At 60.5% G+C, this 17,154-nt stretch carries 12 protein-coding genes and 2 pseudogenes; 7 read left to right on the top strand and 7 right to left on the bottom strand.

Features of this window, described 5'->3' with window-relative positions; translation table 11 throughout:
• Positions 1-242 precede the first annotated feature (242 nt).
• Together ACZY0R_RS25950 and ltrA are read right to left on the bottom strand one after the other, a co-directional pair.
• Complete coding sequence (locus ACZY0R_RS25950) at positions 243-1,172, bottom strand: SDR family NAD(P)-dependent oxidoreductase (RefSeq protein ID WP_488862367.1); 930 nt, start codon at positions 1,170-1,172, stop codon at positions 243-245.
• Positions 1,173-1,490: 318 nt separating this feature from the next.
• The gene (gene ltrA, locus ACZY0R_RS25945; protein ID WP_488862365.1) at positions 1,491-2,969 is read right to left on the bottom strand and encodes a group II intron reverse transcriptase/maturase; all 1,479 of its coding nucleotides are present in this window, start codon (positions 2,967-2,969) and stop codon (positions 1,491-1,493) included.
• 924 nt (positions 2,970-3,893) lie between these two features.
• Here ltrA and ACZY0R_RS25940 point away from each other — a divergent pair.
• Positions 3,894-4,874 carry a quinone oxidoreductase family protein gene (locus tag ACZY0R_RS25940; protein ID WP_488862363.1) on the top strand — a complete coding sequence of 327 codons (981 nt, stop codon included), beginning with the start codon at positions 3,894-3,896 and terminating at the stop codon, positions 4,872-4,874.
• 633 nt (positions 4,875-5,507) lie between these two features.
• A pseudogene (locus tag ACZY0R_RS25935) lies at positions 5,508-5,657 on the top strand (IS5/IS1182 family transposase); the annotation flags it as partial.
• A 114-nt stretch (positions 5,658-5,771) separates the two neighbouring features.
• On the opposite strand, the gene ACZY0R_RS25930 reads toward ACZY0R_RS25935, so the two are convergent.
• A complete protein-coding gene (locus ACZY0R_RS25930; protein ID WP_488862361.1) occupies positions 5,772-7,010 on the bottom strand; it encodes an alpha-hydroxy acid oxidase in 1,239 nt (412 codons plus the stop codon).
• A gap of 66 nt (positions 7,011-7,076) precedes the next feature.
• Positions 7,077-8,006, bottom strand: coding sequence for a glutarate dioxygenase GlaH (glaH, locus tag ACZY0R_RS25925; protein WP_488862359.1), 930 nt, complete (start codon positions 8,004-8,006; stop codon positions 7,077-7,079).
• A gap of 51 nt (positions 8,007-8,057) precedes the next feature.
• Here glaH and ACZY0R_RS25920 point away from each other — a divergent pair, with 51 nt between their 5' ends.
• The gene (locus ACZY0R_RS25920; protein WP_488862357.1) at positions 8,058-9,011 is read left to right on the top strand and encodes a LysR family transcriptional regulator; all 954 of its coding nucleotides are present in this window, start codon (positions 8,058-8,060) and stop codon (positions 9,009-9,011) included.
• Positions 9,012-9,086: 75 nt separating this feature from the next.
• On the opposite strand, the gene ACZY0R_RS25915 is transcribed toward ACZY0R_RS25920, so the two are convergent.
• Positions 9,087-10,292 carry an MFS transporter gene (locus tag ACZY0R_RS25915; RefSeq protein ID WP_488866170.1) on the bottom strand — a complete coding sequence of 402 codons (1,206 nt, stop codon included), beginning with the start codon at positions 10,290-10,292 and terminating at the stop codon, positions 9,087-9,089.
• A gap of 530 nt (positions 10,293-10,822) precedes the next feature.
• On the opposite strand from ACZY0R_RS25915, the pseudogene ACZY0R_RS25910 reads away from it, so the two are divergent.
• Both ACZY0R_RS25910 and ACZY0R_RS25905 read left to right on the top strand, forming a co-directional pair.
• Positions 10,823-11,007: pseudogene (locus tag ACZY0R_RS25910) on the top strand (IS66 family transposase); the annotation flags it as partial.
• A gap of 269 nt (positions 11,008-11,276) precedes the next feature.
• The gene (locus ACZY0R_RS25905) at positions 11,277-12,272 is read left to right on the top strand and encodes a Bug family tripartite tricarboxylate transporter substrate binding protein (RefSeq protein WP_488862355.1); all 996 of its coding nucleotides are present in this window, start codon (positions 11,277-11,279) and stop codon (positions 12,270-12,272) included.
• Between the two features lie 652 nt (positions 12,273-12,924).
• Here the strand turns inward: ACZY0R_RS25905 and ACZY0R_RS25900 are convergent.
• Together ACZY0R_RS25900 and ACZY0R_RS25895 are read right to left on the bottom strand one after the other, a co-directional pair.
• A complete protein-coding gene (locus tag ACZY0R_RS25900; protein WP_488862353.1) occupies positions 12,925-13,485 on the bottom strand; it encodes an RBBP9/YdeN family alpha/beta hydrolase in 561 nt (186 codons plus the stop codon).
• A gap of 9 nt (positions 13,486-13,494) precedes the next feature.
• Positions 13,495-14,406, bottom strand: a complete 912-nt coding sequence (locus tag ACZY0R_RS25895; protein WP_488862351.1) for a TauD/TfdA dioxygenase family protein — start codon at positions 14,404-14,406, stop codon at positions 13,495-13,497.
• 129 nt (positions 14,407-14,535) lie between these two features.
• On the opposite strand from ACZY0R_RS25895, the gene ACZY0R_RS25890 reads away from it, so the two are divergent.
• Positions 14,536-15,579, top strand: a complete 1,044-nt coding sequence (locus tag ACZY0R_RS25890) for an AraC family transcriptional regulator (protein WP_488866168.1) — start codon at positions 14,536-14,538, stop codon at positions 15,577-15,579.
• Positions 15,580-15,814: 235 nt separating this feature from the next.
• Positions 15,815-16,657, top strand: a complete 843-nt coding sequence (locus ACZY0R_RS25885; RefSeq protein ID WP_488862349.1) for a GntR family transcriptional regulator — start codon at positions 15,815-15,817, stop codon at positions 16,655-16,657.
• Positions 16,658-17,154: the final 497 nt, after the last annotated feature.

Below are 17,154 nucleotides of genomic sequence, written 5' to 3'. Positions count from 1 at the left end.
TGGGCCAACCTGCCATGCCGCCAACGGCGGATGATCCGTCGCGCTGGTCCATGCTTCGATCCGGACAAGCCTGCCATCAAGGTGGCAGTTGCACAGACCGCGCATGCCGCTATATCGAGAATCAGGCGCGGCGACTGTCCGAAGCCGCGGCGCCGCTAGGTTTCGCCTCTCTCAGCGCCATCTCCAGATGGCTCGGCCACCGTTTCGGTTGCGGCGTCACGAAATGGCGGCAGAGGCTGGACTTAGCCGATGCTGAAGCGTTGCCCATCATCCACGACGAGCGTCGAGCCGGTCATGAATGCGCTGGCCGGCGAAGCGAGCATCAGCAGCGCGCCATCGAGCGCCGCGGGCGTGCCGAGGCGGCGGCGAGGCAGACCCTCAACGATCTTCCTGCCCGCGGGGCTCTGGAACATGGCGCGGTTGATGTCAGTCTCGATGAAGCCGGGATTGATGGCGTTGACGTTGATACCGTGGCACGCCAATTCATGGGCCATCGTGCGGGTCAGATGCTCCAGCGCCGCCTTGCTGGCGCCGTAGATGCCGAGGTGCGGCGAGTGCGTCTGCGCGGCGAGCGAGCATATATTGATGATGCGTCCCGGCAGCTGCCTGTCGATGAGCCGGCGTGCGAAGGCGGTAGACATCAGCAACGCGGCCTTCGTGTTCACGTCGAATACCCGGTCGAACATCTTCTCGTCCACGTCGAGCAGCGCCGCGCGCCCTCCGACGCCCGCATTGTTCACAAGCGCCCATAGCGGCGGCATGCTTTGCTGGATTTCATCCAAGGCAAGGCGCACGGCTTCCTGGTCGGCAACATCGACGGGAAAGGCCCGTGCCGTACCGCCGGCCTGTGCGATCAGTTTTGCAGTTTCCTGCAGCGGCTCCGGCCGCCTGCCCAGCAGGGCGATATGCGCGCCGGTGGCGGCCAGCGTCCTTGCCGCCTGCCGCCCAAGTCCCGAGCCAGCGCCGGTGACGATTGCGGTCAGACCGCGCAGGCCGAAGCGCTCGGCAAAAAACTCCGTGTCAAAGCCATTGGCCATCTTCATTCCTTCTCTTGATGTAGTTTCGTTGGGGCAATGCTGCGCGGTTAGTGGCGACCGCAGGTTCAGTCCGGCCTGATGCCGAAGCGCCGCTCGATTTCCCTGTTCGATACGGACTGTGCTTTCAGGTCGCACTGCTGCTCATCCAGGGTGCTGTCTGGCGCGGGCTCGAATCCCGGCGAACGCAGCCTTTCGCGAACCGCCGCGGTGTGCCAGACGACCTCACTTCGTGATGAATGCGCCTGGTGGTCGTTTCGCCGTGCGGCCGGGCACCCGCATGCCGATCCACGGCGGGGGAGTTCAATTCAGTATATCCGCGTTCCGGAGAGCTTGGTACGTCGGGCAGCAGGGCGACCGCTAGTTGCCCGCTTTCGCGAAAGATCGCGGTAGGAATGCCCATTACTGAGCACCCCCCGCACAGATCCCGGCGTGCCCAATTCGGGCACCGGGCTCCTACCTCGGGTGTTTGACGGCGAAGCGCTGATCGGGCCATGGATGGAGGATTCGAGGTTGCGGGAGCCAAGCATCTGCGAGCCGGTTCATTCGCTCCCATGTCATTGCGTCCTTCTGGCTGCGTCGCCGGAGCGTGCGCCGCCATAGGTCAGTGACGTGATAGCGGAATGCACCAAGCACTCGCGAGTTCGTGGGTACAGCGTGATATGCGAAGTAGCCGCGCACCACCTGCTTGAGCCAACGTCCCTGTGCAGGAATCGGGTCGTGCATGCGCCTGCGGAGTTCCTCCTTGACCTGCCTGAGCTTCGCCCGCATTCGATCGCCTCGGGTCTTTCGCTGCAACTGAAAGGCACCACCGCGCGATCGTCCGCAGATAAAGATGAAACCCAGGAAGGCAAAGGTCTCCGGTCGGCCAAGGCCTCGACTCTGGCGGTTGACCGCTGCGTAGCGGCCAAACTCCAGCAGCCTCGTCTTGTCCGGGTGAAGCGCAAGCGAGAACTCCGCCAGCCTCAGTCGCATCGCGTCCCAGAATCGCCGCGCGTCGGCTTCGTGCTCGAAGCCGACCACGATATCATCCGCGTACCGCAGAATGATGACGTTGCCTTTAGCTTCCCGCCGTCGCCACCGGTTGGCCCAGAGATCAAACACGTAGTGCAGATACACGTTCGCGAACAGTGGCGATGCCACCGAGCCCTGCGGTGTACCTGTTTCACTGACGCTCAGTTCTCCTTTCTCCAGAGCGCCCGCCTTGAGCCATTTCTGCACAAGACGAATGATGCGCTCGTCGCCGATCCGATGCTCCATGAACCGAACCAGCCAGTCCTGGCTGACCGAGTCAAAGAAGCTCCGGATGTCGGCGTCTAAAATCCAGTTCACCGGGGTGCGGATGATGGCCGTTGCCAACGCGTCCAGCGCATCATGCTGACTGCGTCCAGGTCGGAACCCATACGAGAAACCGAGAAAGTCTTCCTCGTAGATCGCATTTAGCACTTCAACCACCGCGCGCTGGACGATCTTGTCTTCCAGTGCGGCAATCCCCAATGGGCGCTTTTTGCCGTCCGGCTTGGGTATGTACTGCCGTCGAACGGGCAGTGCCCGATACGCTCCGCTGAGTACTTGCGTGTGCAGACGCTGGAGATGCTCTTCCAGTCCTACCTCGTAGTACCGCCATGTCAGGCCATCCACTCCCGGAGCCGCGTTGCGTTTGAGTGCATAAAACGACTCCCGAAGCCGGTCGACCGTGACGTGATGCAGCAGCGCGGTGAACTTTTCCTTCTTCCGCTGCCTTGCAGCTTGCCGTACACGTTCCAGCCCCTGTGACACGCTTTCCCGGTTCTGCGCCCGGCACGTGTTGGACTGACCCATGTTCCCCTTGGTCCCCGCCCTTCGCTCCACCCACTCCGCAGCCGATTTCCCGGCATTGTTCGCAGGCTTCCTCGCTAATACGGCGGAGTCTGACTTCTCCCGTCTGTTCATCATCGGCTACGGCTCCTCGCCTTCCCGACGCGGACCAGCCCAGGCTGCGACTGGCCAGACGAGAGATCTCCCGGTTCCCGTGCAAAGAGCGTCCGTACGTGCCAGGGTCTTCGACCACGCCGGGTCGTCGGGGCACTCGCGCTCAACGCGCCCCTCCGTATAGCCTTCCGCGTACTGAACCGCGTCGGCACCCAGGATGACAGTCCTATCGTGGCTCAATGGCTGGCCCGCACGCTCCCCTACCGACGCTTCGCCGACATCCTCGCGGATGCCTGCGCACGGCTCGGGGCCGATGTGGTTCGCTATTCCTTCATCGTAGTGGACTCGCACCACTTACTCCTTGCCGGTCTCCCGGCGCACTCAGTATGACTCCCGTCGGGCGGAGGCCAGGTTGGACGGCGGGTCCGCGCACGTGGTGCAATCTTGCCTTGCGTTGCCGTCCAGATCGAAGCTGCGGTAGTCGGCGATCCAGTGCTCTGCCTCAGCGGACTATTGTCATAAAAAGACAAGTTCGAGGCGTGCAAGGTAAAGCGGGAAGTGGCGCCAGGCCAGATGATTCACTCGTCGCGAGGGACACTCTGACATCAACCGGGTAAAGGAGATGCAAATGCACTTTCTGGACAACTCTCTTCTGCCTGAACACCAGGAGCCTCTGGTCATTCAAGCCGCGCCCTACGGACCGCAATGGCTACAACACAAGGCCGATACGCAGCGACGCTTGAATGCGCGGAGCCCAGCAGCAATCCAAACCGATCCCGCTTAAGCACCACTGCTAGCCGGGAGAGGCCATAGGTGGCTTTCCCAAGCCGCCTATGGCAAATTTTCTGCAGCCTGGCCAACTGTGCCACCAAATTCATTTGTCCTTTGGCGAGAGCAAGCGGCAAGCCGCAGGCGAACTGCCTTATTTGATACAGAACAGGAGACAACATGGCAAAAGTCGTTAAATTCTACGAAACAGGCGGGCCCGAGGTCCTTCGTTTCGAGGACGTTGAGGTTGGCGAACCGGGACCGGGAGAGGTCCGCGTCCGCCACGTGGCCGTGGGCCTGAATTTTGCTGACACCTACTTCCGCGGTGGCATTTACCAGGTTCCGCTGCCCAGCGGCGTCGGAAACGAGGCAGCCGGCGTGGTCGAGGCAGTCGGTGCCGGCGTGACCCAGTTGGCGGTCGGCGACCGTGTGACCTACACGGGCTTTATCAACACGCTGGGCGCCTACAGCACTGAGCGGCTGATTTCCGCCGCACTGCTGATCAAACTGCCGGAGGCCATCAGTTGCGAAGCCGCGGCGGCCATGACCATGCGGGGCTTGTCCGCTGCTTACCTGGTGCGTCGAATCTATCCTTTCGTGGCGGGCGAGGCCGTGCTGTTGCATGCCGCAGCAGGCGGTGTTGGCCTGATCGTTTCGCAATGGGCCAAATTGCTCGGGCTGACGGTGATTGGCACGGTTTCGACCGATGCCAAGGCCGAAGTGGCGCGCGCCCACGGCTGCGATCACACGATCAACTACAGCCATGAGGATGTGGCCAAGCGCGTGCGGGAACTGACCGACGGAGTGGGTGTGTCCGTGGTCTTCGACAGCGTGGGCAAGGCCACGTTCATGTCCTCGCTAGACTCCCTCAAGCGCCGCGGGCTGATGGTTTGCGTCGGTACCGCCTCCGGCACAATCCCGCCGTTCGATCCGCAAATTCTGGCCCGCAAGGGCTCGCTGTACCTGACCCGCCCGGGCCTGGCCGACTACATCGCCGATCCGGCCGAGAAGGCGGAACTGGTCGATGAGCTATTCGGCCACGTGGCGGCAGGCCGCATCCGCATCGAGATCAATCAGCGCTATGCCTTGGAGGACGCCGTGCAGGCGCATCGGGACCTGGAAGCTAGAAAGACCACGGGCTCGTCCATTTTCGAGATTTGAATGTTCCCCCTTCCTGGGAAACGCGAGCCGTCAGGCTGTTTTGGTCGGCAAAGCGTAACCCAGTGATTTGGCAGTCGGGTCAGGTTGTTCAGGACCCGCTGTCGGCAGCGCTCTTCGTTGTACGCGGCGTCGGGATCCACATGTCCCACGCCATGGCCCTGTGTGTCGCAGAAGAGCGCCGCGATCTCATTAATGGTGGCCGTAGCGGTGGTAGCGATCGCGTTGGCGTCGCCGATCCGCGCCGACAGCCGTCGGCAAAAGCCGCTCAGCGTGGTATCCAACTCGCCGAATGCGACGGCAACAAGACGCCGCGCAGCAGAGGCCTTGCTGGACGAGCGGCGCGTCTTTGACGGAAGTATCTTGCCGACAGAGATCATGTTGCCGGGAACCAGGCATAGCCACGATGTGAATGCCGCCTCCCCCCTGAATGCACGCACGGCTTCCGATCATCTGCCTGCGACCTGCACCCTTCAATTCCAAATGACTCTGCGCGGCGTGAGCACGCCGGTTTGGGCACGCGTGCTCAATCCCGATCACATGACGCCTGGAACATGCCGATCAAATCGGTGCGCGAGTCGTCGCGACATCGGCTGAGTGCGTTGTCATGAGCATGTGTACCAGTCAGGTGCGGAAATGAAGCGTCAAATCAGTTTTGCAGAAGCGTAAGGGCGGGGTAAGAAGAGGGCAACGCGCCGGCAGCGCTTCCTGGCGGCGATGAAAAGCGTTGTGCCGTGGCAGCGGGTGATAGCGGCGCTCGAGCCAAACTACCCCAAGGGCCAACGAGTCGGACGTATCGCAGGCGCAGGCATTGCCGCATGGCCACGAGGACCATGCGTTTGGCGATGCGGGCTACATGGGAGTAGAGAAGCACGGTGCAATTCGGCGGGTTCTGTGGCCCTAGACAATGACGGTATTGTTCACATCTGCGATGGTCGTCGCGCCCAGCATGGCCATATTTCGATCGACCTCATCGCGCAAGAGCGTGATGGCGTGGCGAACGCCCTCGGCTCCCCCAACGGCCGCAGCGTAAATAAAAGGTCGCCCCAGGAAGACAAAGCGGGCGCCCAGTGCCAACGCTTTCAGAACATCACCGCCTCGCCGGATACCGCTGTCCATCATGACGGTTGTCTTGTGCGCGACTGCCTCACAGATTTCCGGCAATACAGCAAGCGGTTCCACGGCACCGTCCAATTGGCGCCCACCGTGATTCGAGACAATGATGCCGTCGGCGCCCAAGGCGACAGCGCGTTCGGCGTCGGACGTATGCAAAATGCCCTTTATGACCAGATTGCCGCGCCATCTTTGCCGGATTCGCTCGATATCCGTCCAACTCAGATGATCGCGCCCCGTCGTATCGCGAATAGCGGAGGCCGACAAGATCGGTGCGCCGCGAGACGCAAAAGAATTCTCAAAATGCGGCATCCCACTCGAAACTAGCGTTCTGGCGAACGTCCCGGCCAGCCAACGCGGCCGAGACACGCCATCGAATGCCAGGCGGACAGATGGTCGCAAAGGCAAAGAGAAGCCAGTACGGACGTTATTCTCCCGGTTGGCCCAAACGGGAATATCAACTGTAAGGACAAGCGTAGCGAACCCGGCCGCTTCAATCCGCTCGATCAGGGCGTCCCTGCGTGCGGCGTCGCCTGGCAGGTACGCCTGAAACCACGTACCTGGCGCGGCCGCCTGAACGGTTTCCATCGGAATCAGGGACGTGCCGCTCATGATTGCGGGTATCTGCTCTTCCCGCGCCGTTTGCGCGAGGACCACATCGCCGCGGTAAGCGGCAATCGCACTGATTCCAACGGGCGCCACGCCAAAGGGAGAAGCGTAACGTTGCCCAAAGATCTCAGTCGCTTGCGACCTTCCCGACACGTCGACAAGCACTTTGGGACGAAACTTGACCTCGTCGAATGCCGTCCTGTTCGCGGCAAGCGACTTTCCATCCTCCGCGGCACCGGCAATGTAGCCAAAGATCGGGCGCGGAAGCCCCCTCTTTGCCGCGACTTCAAAATCGGCAAGAGAGAGGATCGGTCGTAGTCGTCGATGAATCTGACGGTTGGCGCCATAGGCAGGCTTGGCAGGCGTTCCAGCGCTCGGAACGGCTTGGCTTTCTGCAACTTCTGTTTGAGATGTCATCTTGATTTGAAGCGTCTATCAGGCCCAACCGCTGTCACTATCAGCCACGCCGGATCACATCGATAATTAGGCGAACGTGCCACGCTGGCGCATCAGCTCACGGAACAGCGCCTCGTTCTTCTCGAACGGCGCACGCCCGTGGAGGTAGAAGTAGTTGTTCAGTACAACCAGATCGCCGACGGGCAGCGACACTTCCTTTGTTCCCGGCGAAGCCTCCATGGAGGTCGACAGGTCGTTGAGAAATGCAGCCTCCTCGCGATTGCGAGGCTGTACAAACTGATCGATGAAGGACATCGACAACCCAAACGCATTCTGGAAGAAGAGCGGGCGCTCGACCCTATCGCCCACATTCTTGGACCCCGGTGCCTTGTAGAGGAAAGGCTGCGTCCCGAGACGGTGACTGACAAACCGGTCACGCGCCTCCCAATCGTCCAGATGCAAGAATCGGGACTCGCCGCCGATTGCATTCTGTTCTGCAAACTTCATCATCAACAGCCAGTCCGTCGCTTCGGTAACGAAGGTGCCATCGGTGTGCATCGTGAAGAGTCGATAGGCTTGGCGCAAATAGGAGTCGCTATCGTCCGTATGCTTGACCACGAAGCGAGCATAGTAGTTGCCGGACATCGCATCGTGGTTGCTGGGGCCCAAGAGGTGCCCAATGGCGGTGCCGAAGCGAACGAAATCGTCGGCATCCGTCGTCAGTCCCTGGAGGCCTACCGTAAAGCCACCGTGCTGCCGATCCTTCACAATGCCGTTGACGGTTGTAGCGAAGTCCTCGCCGACATGCTTCGCGAGTACATCCGCGAGCTCGTAGCGCATGAAGGGAACATACTCGAGGTTCTGGACATCGACCTTGCGTACGTCATGCAGGAACCCAAGAAGGGCATCGCGCTCAACGGTCAAATGCAGGATGCGATGGTGATCTGCGTGGGCAGACAATTGGAAACGGGGCTCGTCATTGCTGGCAAGCATTGCCGCAGGAAGCGGGGCATTCATCGTTAGCTCTCCGGGATGTTGTATGACGCTATTTCATCTGGATTCTTTGATATGATCCAGATGGAAGACAGTAATCTTTGTTCAGAAATCGAGATTAAAACGATGATTGACGTTCGCCAGTTGCAGTGCTTCCTCGCCGTGGCGGAAGAGCTTCACTTTGCGAAGGCGGCAGATCGCTTAGGCGTCGCACAATCAGGGCTCAGCACCCAAATCCAACGCCTTGAACAAGATTTGGGGGTCACGCTCTTGAATCGCAACAAAAGGAAGCCGGTGTCACTTACCGACGCGGGGCACCTGTTCCATGCCGAGGCTGTCGCTGCGTTGCGGCATATTGAGCGAGCCGATCAGGTGGGACGCTTAGCTGCCCGAGGGCTGGCCGGCGTCATCCGTGTCGGCTATGTGGCATCTGGCGTAAGCAGCGGCCTTTTGTCCATGATGCTGAGCGAGTTCCGGAAATCACACGAGATGGTCCGGATCGAAGTCGTGCCAATGGAAACGCCAAGGCAGCTCGAAGCGCTCAGCGATGGCCAGATTGATGTGGGAATTGTCAGGCCCAGACGGCTCTATCCGGCTGGCGTTATCACGAAAGTCGTACAGACTGAACCTCTGCTGGCCGCAATGACAGGAAGCCATCCCCTTGCAAAGCGAGGGACGGTTTCAGCGCGCGCGCTAGCAGATCAATCCTTCATCGTCCCTCAGTTTGCGGACGAGGAAGGATTCGGGGCTGCGTTATCCGCCCTGGGCAAAGCCGGAGGGTTCACGCCTAATCTGGAATATCGCGTCCAGGATTTCATCTCCGCAATTTGCCTCGCGTCTGCGGGATACGGAGTGGCCATCGTGCCTGAGTCAATGCAGAACTTCTCCCAGCCAGGTATCTTCTACACACAGATTGCCGACTTTAAATTCTCAGTGCACCTGGCGCTAGCTCACAGGCGTCGGGAAATATCCCCAGCGGTACGAGCATTCGTGCAACTCGGAACCGAGATATTCAATGGTCGTGCTTGAATCGACCAACGGGATCCTGCATCGTCCCTGCGATGGAGGATCGTGGGGACGATGGATTGAGTGCCGGCAGCGCGCTCAGCCGCGTCGCGTTTCCGCGATGTAACACCATCTGCCAATGAGGAACACGGTGAAGGGCAAAACTGCCGCGAGCGGTAGCCAGCGCAAGGCGACTTGAAGACCGACCGCGTCCGCTACCATACCGGTGATAAAGGGGCCTGCTGCGAGGCCCAATATATTGTTAAACAACGTCAGTGTGGCAAATGCCGAGCCATGAATAGCTGGCGGTGTGGCCCCGGCAATGATCGCGCTGCAAGTGCCGAACGAGCTCGCAAGGAAGAACACCCCGGGCGCAAGGAGGGCGAGTTGCAGATTACCCTGTGGCAAGCGGAACGCGATCGCCAGCAGAGTGCCTAATACGAGGCAATAGCCAATGGCCATGTTCCACCGCTTAAGCGACGAATCCCCGCTGATCCGATCGGTCATCACACCGCACATGAGTTGGCCCAGGCCGCTGACAAGGACGAGCCCGGCCGCCAGTACGGCCGCCTCGCTGACAGGCATGCCCCAGTAGCGATTCAGGTAGCTGGGCAGCCAAACGAAAAGAGTGCCCTGAACGAAGATCTGCAGGGCGCAGCCGAGGTACGCGCAAAAGACGGAACGGGACGGAAACAGGCCAGAGAAAAACGCACGCGGTGTCAGTTTCACATGCCCGTATACCGGAGTTCCGTTCGCATTGTCCGGTTGCGCACTTGCGAGTTTTTCTTCCGTGACCACGAAGTAATAAATGATCACCAGCACAAAGCCAATGATCGCCATCAGACCCATCGACCAGCGCCAGCCAAAGTGCGTCGCAATGATGCCGGAAAGCGAAACACCGAGCACGGACCCAAAAGCGGCGGCAGACGTAAAGCCGCCGGCAATGGTGGACCGCATATGCTTGGGAAAGACGCTCACAAGCATGGCGAATCCGACACTTCCGTAGGCAGCCTCGCCGACACCAACGAACAAGCGCGCGACGAACATCTCGTGGTAGGTGCTGGCAATGGCGCACCCGAGCGTGGCAACACTCCACACCGCAACCATCAGTGCAATGCTTTTGACTCGTCCCCAGCGGTCCGCGATTATGGAGAATGGGAGGGTCAGCACGCCGACCGCCAACGGCACCACGCTGCTAATCGAACCGAGCTGCGTATCGGAAATCTGCCACTGAACTTTCAAGAGTGGAAACAAGGCATTGATCGCCTGCCGCGACATGTAGTCGGACAGTAACAGGCAAAACATCAATGCAAATACGACCCACGCGTAGGGTCGGGCGCCAGTGGTAGCCGCAGCCGGCTCAGCCGGCGTAGCGTCACTCGTACATGGGTTCAATTCTGTCTCCTAATGATTCTCGAAACTCACGACTAATAGTGCAGCCTGCTGTCGTGTGGGCGGTGTGAAGCAAGGCCTCGGGCCAGGGCGGCAGTGGTGACTGCTGGCCATCAGCATCGCCGGGTGTTTTCTTTGTGTCGCCGTGCGCGCTTTGGAATTCAACGCTCGACCAGTCAAGGCCCACGAGGAAGGCGGCATCACGTTCGACGACACGACCCTCGGTAAGGACTTCTCGCACCGGATCATCTAGCCTGGCGCCACTTCCCGCTTTACCTTGCACGCCTTGAACTTGGCCTTTTATGACAGTAATCCGCCGACGCGGGGAGCACTGGATCGCCATAAGGGCCAGATTCAGCACACCTTGAGGAGTCGGTTGTTACCCGTAACGCATCAGACCTGGAAGGAGCCATGCCTGGTGACCATGGAAGCCCTTCCAAAAGAGAAGAAACTGGTTGTTCTGCGACACCGTGGCGGGGCCAACGCTTCGGCCAACCCGCACTCCCTGGTGGACACCGCCAAGGCCAACGGCATCGGTACATACCCGCATCTCGTTGCCCTGTTCAAAGCGCTCCCGTTCGCCGCGAGCGTCGGCGACGAGGCCTTGCTGCCATGGAACCTCAATCCCTGGCCGATACTGGCAGCGCTCGCAAGAGACGTCTTTGAAAGTGCGCTCGCTATATCTTGCGAGGGTTTTCCCTTTGTTTGCGCGAATTGGCAACAACTTGTCGTGATCGGTCAAGCCGGTTGACCCGGTGCGATCCAAGATTAGACAAAGGGTGAATGTATCGCAAAGCCTGCTGCAAGATCCCCGGCCGGAAGGCTAAGTGCGGCATCGAGGTCATCGGCGACAAACCTTTCTAAACACGCAAAGCGTAGCAATCAAAAGGTATAGACATGAAGAAGCAGACCAATAACTTCCGGTGGCGCGGTTACGCCTTGGCGATCGGTGTTGGCGTCGCCGGTGGGATCCCCATGGCTCAGGCCCAGGAGGCTTGGCCCAGCAAGCCGATCCGTCTGATGGTGGCAGGGCCTGCCGGCGGCAGTGCCGACGCGTTGGCGCGGTTGCTGGCGGAAGGGCTGCAGAAAAATTTGAGCAAGCCGGTCATCGTAGAGAACAAGCCCGGTGCCGCCGGCGCGCTGGCGATCAGCGATCTGCAGTCCAACGGCAAGGATGGCCATACTCTCCTGGTCATCCAGGGCGGCGTCGTGAGCGAAGCTCCGTTGGCCTACAAGGTCCATTACAACCCCTTTTCCGACCTGAAGCCCCTGGCCCAGATCAGTCGCACGGGGTTGGTGCTGGTTGCCAACAAGGATGTGCCCGTCTCCAGCCTGAAGCAGTTGGTAGACTACGGCAAATCGCAAAAGGACGGACTCGTCTTCGCTTCTTACGCCGCGGGACTGAAGGGCCACACCTCGGGCATACTGCTCGGGCAACTCACGCATGTGCAAATGCGCCATGTGGGCTACAAAGGCTCTCCCCCGGCATTGAACGACCTGATGGGCGGCCATGTGCCCCTGATGTTCGATGGCGTGACGACCTCTTTGCCGCTGATCAAAGCCGGAAAGATCAAAGCGATTGCGCTGAACTATCCGACGCGGATTGCCGGATTGCCGGATGTGCCGACTTTCAAGGAGCTCGGTTACCCGCAACTGGCGGAAGCAGGCTGGTTCGCCGTGTGGTCCCGCCCGGATGTCGCTCCGGCAGTCCAGCAAAAAATCCGCGAGGTGACGCTGGCGTATTTCAAGCAACCCGCAGTGCAGAACCGCGTCAAGGACATGGGCATGGAGCAGGGCGGGGGCGCCACCTCGGAAGAGTTGATGGCGGACCTCAAGCAGGCATACCAGCAACAGTCCGCGCTGCTGAAGTCCATTAACTACCAGCCAGAATAATAAGAAATACTCTGAGCAAACTCGCCATTGCATGCCAAATGGGCTTTGCGCAACCGCCTGCTGTCTGTCTTGCGGTCAGGCAGGCAGGGGGGGGCTGGATGCGCATGCCCGGCATGCGCGATCCTTGCAAGGCCTCCCTGCAGGCGCAAGTGCCGGGATATATGGCACCGAGATCTGGGCGTGTCCTAATTTTGGTGTAGTCGGGTCGGACCTCAGTTGACGGAGAAGACGGAGATAGGGTCTTCGAACCGGATGGGCATCGCCTGACCTGCCAGGCTTTTTCGAGCCAATCAGCCGAATGCAGGGCTGCAACCTGTCCGGTCAGTCAGCACATCACGCGGCGGGTCAATGCACCGGAGTCGTGGGCAGGCAACTGGCACAATCACGTTGCGAAATCGGGTGCGATGGGGCGCCTCCGCATCGTAAATGCAATCGCCAGTGACAACGGCAGCTTCGCCGATCGCCGGTGCTGCGGTAGTAGCCCGGCCGCGCAACTGGCCGGCTGGGCTACTACCGTTCCGGCAAGTCCGTCAGGCAAGCATACGGATCGTGGTCGTTGAATCTGGCCGGTCGTCCCTAGTGGCACTGTCGTTTTTAATTCCCGCAGTCCAGGTCCTTTTTTCCCGGCCGGTGGCACTCGGCCATGTTTCGGTCACGAGAGTTCGCGAATGAACTCTTCGGCCTGCGGCCACTCGCCATAGCCTGAAGCGGGATTCAGATGCCCGACCTCGCCGAGTTCGACGAAGCGACTGCCCCACGCCTGCGCCAGGTCACGGGCGCGATCGAGGCGCGTTAGAGGATCGTTGCTGCTTGCCGCAACGATGCTCGGAAACGGCAATTTGCTGCGAGGGATCGGCAGCCAGCCGTGATCGCTCAGTGTGTCGGTTGTGGGGTAGCCTGCCGGCATGGGCGTCTCGAGGTCCGCGGGTGCTGCAAGCAGTGCGCCGAGGATCTCGCGTGCGGCGCCTCGCGCCGCCCAATGGGCGACCATCATCGCGCCTGCGCTGTGCGCCACGATGATCACCTGCCCCTCGATGGTGGCCAGAGCGCGATCGATCGCGTCGACGCGGGCAGCGCAACTCAGCTTGTCTTGCTCAAGCGGGGCGACGCTGACCACGCTAGGCAGCTTCGCCGCCAGCAGGGTCTGCCAGTGTTCCGGCACATGGTCACGCAAGCCAGGGACGATGAGAACGGTCGTTTTCGTAGAGGCCATGTCGATCTTTCAGTAAGGCGCGTCACCGATGATGGCGGTGCGCTCCATCTTTCGGTGACACGGGGGGTAATCCATCACTGCGTAGTGCTGGGTTGAGCGGTTGTCCCAGAACACAACACTGTTTTTCTTCCAGCGAAAACGCACCTGGTATTCGGGGATGGTGGCCTGGCTGACCAGGTAGTTAAGCAAATTACTGGCACCCGGCGCCTTGTCTAGCCCATAGCGGACGTTGGCCGGCACGTTGTAATTTGTGAAGTGCGTCGTAAAACTCCCGTTGACGAATAGCACCTTCTCTCCGGTTTCGGGATGAATGCGCACCACCGGGTGCTCGGCGTCCGGGTACTGAGCCTTCAGTGCAAGACGCTTTTCGATCGGCATCGCGGCGCCGAAGCTTGCCTCGATGCTGTGGCGCGCGCGCAATGAGGCGATCTTCGTCTTGATATCCTCGGGCAACTGGTTGTAGGCCTCGACCATGTTGACCCACATCGTGTCGCCACCCACAGGCGGGCATTCGATACAGCGCAGCACGCAGCCCAACGGAGGCTTTTCGCGCCAGGTGGCATCGGTATGCCAGGAATTCTCGTTGCGTTCGGGAGGACTGTCCGGGGTTTTGTAGATCTGAACCAGTCCGGGGTAATCGGGGTGGCTGCCCACCACTGGATGGTCCTCCAGCTCGCCAAAGCGGCGCGCAAAGGCCACGTGCTGCGCGCGAGTGATGTCCTGGTCGCGGAAGAACAGCACGCGATACTTTAAGAGCAGGGCCCGGATTTCGGCCATCAGTTGGTCGTCCTCGGCAGCCGCGCCCAGGTTGACGTTGCTGAGCTCCGCACCGATCGTGCAAGTGACTGGCTCGACCCGGATCGAGTTGCCCAGAGAGGTTGCGCGGACCGCTGCGGGTGCCGCATTGAGGCGTTGAATCATGAACGTTTGTCTCCCATTGCCGATTATGCCCTTCGATGCTAGCGAGTTTGGGCGTCGCGGGTTTCTCCCGCTTGACAATACATGACAGGCATTTATCATTCTATGTCAACCTCCTACGTCAGTTCCCCGATGTCGTTACTTGTCCGCGCCGCGGCCCTCACGAACTACAGCGAGGTCGCTCGTGCCGCCGGGCTGGATCCGGTGCGAATGCTCTTTGACGCAGGGATAAGTCCGAGCGTACTGCGCGAGCCGGACCTCATGATTCCAGTCGAGCGTTTTGGACGCCTGCTCCAGGCGTCCGCAACCCTGTCAGGCAACGAGAGTTTCGGGCTGTGCATGGCCGAGTCGCGCCTATTGTCCAATCTTGGGGCGGTAGGATTGCTGATCCGCGACCAGGCAACGCTGCGCGACTCGCTTGGCATGCTGATGCGCTACCAAGCGATGCTCAACGGTGCGCTGTCGCTGGCGGTAGAGGAATGCGGAGGACTGGTCATTATTCGCGAGGCGGTAATGGCTGGCAACGCACATCAGCCAACGCGCCAAAGGGTTGAACTGGCGCTAGGGGTAATGGTGCGGCTGATACGCCAGCTCCTCAAGCCCGACTGGGAGCCGCGGCGCGTATGCTTCGAGCACCCGGCGCCGCGCGACCTTAGTACGCACCAACGGTTCTTTGGCCCTCACGTCGAGTTCGACTATGACTTCAACTGCATCATCTGCGCGAAGGCCGATCTCGATGCACGCAACCCGTCGGCCGATCCGGCCATGGTGCGCTACGCGCAGCAGTTGATAGACGCGTCTGCCATGTCGCAGCAGGCGACGATGCTTGAGGACGTGCGGCGCACGATCCTTCTGCTGTTGCCCAGTGGGCGCTGCAGCATCGAACAGGTGGCCGAGCACCTGGGCGTGGTGTGCCGCACGGTCCAGCGCCGGCTGGCGGAACAGGGGCAGAGCTTCTCGTCGATCGTTAACGATATCCGCACGGAACTCGCGGCGCGTCACGTCATCGAGAGCGATCGTCCGTTGACCGAGGTGGCGACCCTGCTAGGTTTTTCCGCGCCAAGCGGATTCTCACGCTGGTATCACGCCCAATTCGGTTGCAGCCCCAAGGAGAGCCGGGCCGCAAGCGGCACCGTGCGCCGACAGACAGCACCTCCGCGGGCGAGCAGAGCATAACCCTTCATCAGGCCAGGTCATTACGGACGCTCTTTGCGCTGGATCGCGGAGATCTTCCGTCTGGTCAGCGCGTCGCGCCGGGTAATGAAGGCGCCTTCACCAGGGTGCCAAGCCCTGCCACAAATGCCGGCGTTCTTCATCCTGTTGCGCCGGATCGACGACCGGGGAAGGATAGAATACCGAAGTTACGCAGCAGCCATGCGGCGTCCAGGACAGTACACCGGTATTCGAAACCATGAGCAGAAGTAAGACTGAAAACATCCCGGATCTCTCTAGCCTCCTCACGCCTAAAAATCAGCTGATGCTGGCCGTTGAGCACGCTGTGCTAAGAGGGCAGGACTGGGAACGCGCATCCGCGCCCATTGCCGAACAGATCGCCGCTAGACTGGCTGGCGTGATCACGCTCGATCTAATCCGGTCGGGTCAGCGTCTGCTAGAGAAAGACATTAGCGAAGTGCTGCATGTAAGCCGCGCGCCAGTCAGGGAGGCTATGCGCATCCTCGAACGAGACCGGCTGGTCGAGTTTCAGGCCAGGCGCGGTGCCATCGTCACCGCGCCCGGCGAGATGGAGCTTCGCGATATCTTCAAGGTTCGAGCCGTACTCTACGTTACGATGCTGGAGCAGGTTGTGCGCGAGAACTCGGACGGGCTCCAGGACGTCCTCGACGAGCGCATGCCGAAGCTTGCCAAGGCAGCGGAGGAGTCGGTCGACGCCTATGCTGTCGAGAGCTTTCTGCTGAACTTTGCGATTGTCGATTTGTGTGCCAACAGATTGCTGGTTGACATGCTGCAATCCATATCGCTTCGCACGTTGCGCTACGCTCGCCTTGGACTATCTGCCGCTCCGCAATCCATTCCTGCTTCGTTGAAGACCTGGCGTGCGCTTCATAACGCGGTGCAGAAGCGTGACGAAAAGTTGCTGCTCTCCGTTGCCCAGAAGCGGCTGGATGAGGCGAGGGATGCCGCGCTGCGTGCTCTCAAGATGAAGCCCGGCGCTCCGGTAGTCTCAAAGGACGGCAAAGACTCGGGCACGCGCGAGCAGACTGCGCAAACAGCCAGGCGGCGCAAGGCTGCCTAGTTGCACCTACGGGCCATCAGGGTTACTCGTTTGATGCCCGCGGTACGCAGTTCCTTCTGTTGATGCTTCGTGCCGATGGTTGCCACCGCGGTAGCTACGCGGAGCAGCACTGTCAAGCATTGCCCGCGGGGCGACGACGGCGTGGAGCGACGGCGCTTGCCTGGCTTCACCGTCATCCACGGCTCTCTCCACCCTCGCGATGCTGCAATCATCCACACCGCCGGGTGGCACTTCATCATAGCTGTCGGCTCGCCTCATGAGGTTGAGGCCGCCTCAGGCCCCATCTGCTGTTCTCGCCATTCTTGTGCATCGACGCATCGGTCCGGAAACCAATGGCTGGTTTGCCGCGCTCAAATTTATTGTTGTCGACAATAATATATCTAGTGTACAGTCCATGGACTCAAGGAACTGCCCGAGCAACCGATTTGTCGGTGCGGTTGCTGTTGAGGGAAGCCCTAAGTAACTTGGGGTGTTCTTCGCCATGGCCGCGACACGCG

The sequence above is a fragment of the Cupriavidus sp. F041 genome, from assembly GCF_057814235.1.
Note: the sequence above shows the minus strand (reverse complement) of the source record. Positions and strands in the feature narration are given on the sequence as shown.

Bases quoted from the DNA above. Each gene is read 5' to 3' on its own strand.
- ltrA (WP_488862365.1), bottom strand. From the start codon at position 2,969: ATGATGAACAGACGGGAGAAGTCAGACTCCGCCGTATTAGCGAGGAAG.
- ACZY0R_RS25940 (WP_488862363.1), top strand. From the start codon at position 3,894: ATGGCAAAAGTCGTTAAATTCTACGAAACAGGCGGGCCCGAGGTCCTT.
- ACZY0R_RS25930 (WP_488862361.1), bottom strand. From the start codon at position 7,010: ATGACATCTCAAACAGAAGTTGCAGAAAGCCAAGCCGTTCCGAGCGCT.
- glaH (WP_488862359.1), bottom strand. From the start codon at position 8,006: ATGAATGCCCCGCTTCCTGCGGCAATGCTTGCCAGCAATGACGAGCCC.
- ACZY0R_RS25920 (WP_488862357.1), top strand. From the start codon at position 8,058: ATGATCCAGATGGAAGACAGTAATCTTTGTTCAGAAATCGAGATTAAA.
- ACZY0R_RS25915 (WP_488866170.1), bottom strand. From the start codon at position 10,292: ATGTTTTGCCTGTTACTGTCCGACTACATGTCGCGGCAGGCGATCAAT.
- ACZY0R_RS25905 (WP_488862355.1), top strand. From the start codon at position 11,277: ATGAAGAAGCAGACCAATAACTTCCGGTGGCGCGGTTACGCCTTGGCG.
- ACZY0R_RS25900 (WP_488862353.1), bottom strand. From the start codon at position 13,485: ATGGCCTCTACGAAAACGACCGTTCTCATCGTCCCTGGCTTGCGTGAC.
- ACZY0R_RS25895 (WP_488862351.1), bottom strand. From the start codon at position 14,406: ATGATTCAACGCCTCAATGCGGCACCCGCAGCGGTCCGCGCAACCTCT.
- ACZY0R_RS25890 (WP_488866168.1), top strand. From the start codon at position 14,536: ATGTCGTTACTTGTCCGCGCCGCGGCCCTCACGAACTACAGCGAGGTC.
- ACZY0R_RS25885 (WP_488862349.1), top strand. From the start codon at position 15,815: ATGAGCAGAAGTAAGACTGAAAACATCCCGGATCTCTCTAGCCTCCTC.